This is a genomic window from Neisseria sp. P0021.S006 (genome assembly GCF_051956895.1).
On sequence record NZ_JBQCWZ010000080.1, the window covers coordinates 1 to 4,014 of the forward strand.

3 protein-coding genes are annotated in these 4,014 nt (G+C 53.0%); all 3 read right to left on the reverse strand.

The features are described from left to right. Positions 1 to 2,299 (reverse strand): DUF4132 domain-containing protein (locus ACTHUM_RS10705; protein ID WP_440402873.1); only part of this gene is annotated, 2,299 nt, incomplete at its 3' end. A 146-nt stretch (positions 2,300 to 2,445) separates the two neighbouring features. After that, positions 2,446 to 2,862, reverse strand: coding sequence for a hypothetical protein (locus ACTHUM_RS10710; RefSeq protein WP_225905474.1), 417 nt, complete (start codon positions 2,860 to 2,862; stop codon positions 2,446 to 2,448). A 316-nt stretch (positions 2,863 to 3,178) separates the two neighbouring features. Continuing rightward, entirely contained in the window at positions 3,179 to 3,937 is a 759-nt protein-coding gene (cah, locus tag ACTHUM_RS10715; RefSeq protein ID WP_070460650.1) for a carbonic anhydrase, read from the reverse strand. Positions 3,938 to 4,014 lie beyond the last annotated feature (77 nt).

Below are 4,014 nucleotides of genomic sequence, written 5' to 3' on the forward strand. Positions count from 1 at the left end.
CTATGTGGGCAACCTTGGCGATTTTCAGGCGCGGCAGCAGGGTTTCCAGTACGGCTTTGCGGGTTTTGGCCACTTCGCCCAAATCGCCGAAGGAATAGCTCTGCCAGTAGCTGTAAAAACGTGCCTCTCCGCCGTTATCTTCCCAAGTCGGGTCGTTGCCCACGCTTGCCACGCCGACAAACAAATCGACGTCGCGCAATACTTCGGAAAACACGCGCGGCGGGATATCAATTAAGTCCAGCACGGTGGCATGGTAATCGTCGTCCAACCGGTGAAAGCGCACTTGGTCGGTACTGACATACTGCCAGATACCGCTTTCCGTCCATGCTTCTTCGCTATCCACTGCGTTTGCCCAAAATTGGGCGAGCAGGTTGTATTCGGGCAATTCCAGCGAGACGGTTGCGTCGTCGCCGCCATCCCACGCGCCTGCCAGTGAGCCCCTCCAGCCGCGTCCTTTGGCAAGCGTCATGTATTGGTGTTGTTTCAGGATGTGGGCGGCAAAACGGTTGCTGTATGTTTTGGTGTTGATTTCGGCTTCGGTGAGCAGATAGATTTCACGGTATGCCTGTTTCAGCGGCTGGCGGATTTCTTTGTCCTGCAGCAGTTTGCGCCACTGGGCGATGCTTTGCTGCGTGGCAAGCGCGGGATGCCACAAGCTGACTTGCAGGCAGTCTGAAACATCGGTTTGCTCCCCCGTTTCGTCCACCCATGTTCCGTCCAACCACAGCGCGGATTTGCCCTGCGTATCGTTTTCATCACGGAAAAACTGCCATATTAATGAGCGCGTGAGGCAGGACATCAGTCCGTGTTGCCAGTAATACTGTTCGGCGTGTTCCAGCGGTACGCGGTGTTCGGAGCGCATCATCTGGTCCAAGCGGTCGCGTTGGGCTGTGAGCGTGGTGTTGAGGTTTTTTTGTGTGGCTTTGAGCTTTTTCAGTTTGTCGGCATGGTCGGTTTTCACGAAGGTGGGTACGGTTTTCTGCGGCGAGCCGTCGGGTTTGAACCAGCGCAGTTCGGACTTGCCTATGCCCGTAACCGCCAGACGGCAGGTGTAGCCGCCGAAGTCGTAGTCTCGGCAGCCTTTCTGCAAGCCGAAATCGTCCACCGCCATGTCTTCGATTTCGTTGCGGGATACACCCCGCTGCGCAGCGGCTTCGTCCAGATAGTTGGCAATCGCGTTCTGCGCGTTGCTGAACTTAATCCGAAGGCGCAGGCGAGAGAGGCTGGCGATGCCGTCCAGCCCTTTGGAGCGGAACAGCGCATAGAAGCAGGCGTTGCCTATGGAAGCATAGCGCGCCCCGAGATTGGGGATTTTTTCGTATGAATGCAGCGCAAGTTGGGTAAGGGCGGACAGGGTGGCACTGTCGTGGAAATGGCTGCACATCCATACCAGCCCTTTGAGCACGGTTTGGTTGATGCTGCAAACGGGCAGGACATGGGTGTCGTAGCTGTATGCTCTGTGGGTGACAGTTTCGGTCTGCACTTCGCTGCCGCAGACAAATTCTATCCAGTCGTGCAGCATTTTTTTGAACCTGTCCGCACCCAATGTGTCAATCAGCGTTTTGGCTTCTTTCAGGTATTTTTCGCTCGGCTTGCCCGCATTGGCGGATAGGGCAAGCGCAATGATTTTGCTCCATACGTTCTGCTGTTCGGGCGGCAGAGCAGCAAGTTGCGGATTGGCGTATCGGGCAAACTCGTCGTCTTGGGCGGGAAAACAGGCTTCGGCGGAACCGCCTGCCAGTTCTGCCAGGGCGGCAAGGTTGGCGGTAGCGGCTTTCTTGTCCCATAGGTTTTCCGCAAAGACGCGGTAACGGTCGCAGGCGTTTTTCAGGCCGTCTGAAAGCGTTTCGCTCGGATTTGGAAACTGTTTTTTGATTTGGTTTATCAGATATTTGAGTGGATAGTAATCTGCCTCCCGCTTGGACAGCCCGTTATCGTCAAGCATGGCGGCAAAAATACGCTGCACATCCTGCTCCGTCATCGGCAACGTTTTACGCGCCAGAGCCATCGCTACTGCTACACGGATGGTGCCGTAATTGTGTATCCTGTCCTCGCCTTTGTTTTTAAAAATTTTATTCCGTCCCCAGCCGCGTATCAAATCAATGCAGTGGATCAGCAAATCGACGCGGTATCCGGGTGCGGCTTTCTCCACTTCGGCAAAACTAGGGCAGAGCTTCAGGTTTATCGTGTCGTATTCGTGTGAACGGCTTTGGAGCCATTCTTTTTCCAGTGTGTTGAGAAGCTGATTGAACTTGGCACGGTGGCTGTCGGAAATCTGCACGGTTTGGTTTTGGCTCATAGGACTGTCCTTGCGTATCAATGTGTTGGTTATTTCGCTGCAAAGGTGGATAACGTCGGTAAGGGTTTTCTTGTCCGCACTATTCAGGCTGTATGGGGCATCTTCTACAAAGGTGAGGTAGCGTTGCGCGGCGGTTTTCAGGCTGCTTATCCGCCTACTAGCGGCGTGAGTTTGATGAAATTGACGACCAGCCCGTCATGCAGGCACACCATATCGTCCAGCGTTTCCAGTTGGCGATTGTCGGCAAGGATGAAAAACGAATTTTGCTCAAAAGCTTTCAAAGCGACGGCGATTTGCTTTTCCACGTCCACAGGTTGCGGGTGCGTGCCTTTTTTGCCGTGCGTTTCCCGAATCACGATGTCGCCGAGATCGGTGGGGATAACGAGGCTGTGGCGTAAGAGGACATCGGCGGCGCGGTTGTTGTAGGCTGCAACTTCCTGCCGCACGCGTTCGGCAATCAGATCCGCCGCGCTGATGTGCTTGGTTCTAAATTTTAAAAACAGCTCATGCAATACTTTGCCGGCGAGATTTTGGTCTTGGATCGTGATGGTAGCTGCGATCATGGATGACTCCTCCAAACATAAAACAGACAAATCATACTGTTTTTTGATCGTTTCAGACAGGCTGAAAACAAAGCAGCCTTTACATTGATAGATGCGAGTGCAGGTTGCCCTTTACATTTTAGTTCTGTAGGAACTTTGTGAGACCTTTGCAAAATTCCCCAAATCTTTTCATGGGAATTTTGCAAAGGTCTCGACTTGAGTTGAAACTCAAGCAGATGACTTTGTTCAGGAAATATTGTGATGAAGAGCGAAAAAAGGTCGTCTGAAAAACCAAATTTAGGTTTTCAGACGACCTTTTCATTTATGGCTTTACTGTTTATTCGATGACAACGCGCGCGTTAAGCGGCTGGACGGGGCGGTTGTTATGCGAGCCGATGGCGCGGGTGAATTTTTCTGCCTGCGCCTGATCGATGTGGTCGTAGGTTTTCAACAGCAGCCACGATACGCCTTCGCTGCACGGCGGTGTGGTCAGCGAACCGGCAAAGCGGTAGTATTTCAGCCGTTTCGGCAACAGGGTGCTGGCGTCGAAGGCTTTGTCGAGGTTTACCTTTCCTTCTTTCATCGGCATCACGTTCCATATCGGAGCCAGGCGGTCGTTGGTTTTGCCGGGTTCGTACAATACTGCCAATACCAAAGGCTGGCGGTTTTCGTCCAAGTGGACGAAGTGGGCTTCCATTGGGAAGGTGCGGCCTTTGATTTGGTTTTCACTGGGTACGTGGAAATGGAATTGTTTCAGGGTGTAGGTGCGACCGTTCACGCTGAGGGTATTGCCGCCTTCGGGGTAGTTGACTTGGATGGTGTGGCCGTTGTTTTCCACGTTAACCGCGCTCGGCTTGTAATCGACTTTGATGGCGGGCAGTCTGCCGGAGACGGTTTCGGTAATGTTGACGGGGGATTGGTTTTTGCCTGTAGAGCATAAACGGAACTCTTCAGAAAGCTCACCCCAGCTTTCGGGGGAGTCGTGTCCGGTGTAACCCCAATGTGTGTGGTTTCCGTGTGCAGCTGCGGAGAATGCCGCGAAGGTGGACAGCAGGAAGACAGTCAGACGAGGCAACGTACGGGTCAAGCAGGGCATTGCAATATCCTTTCTATAAGGAGGAGGGAAAAAAGCATTGCGGTGTGCATGTGGGATATTGTTATTTTTTATTAAAC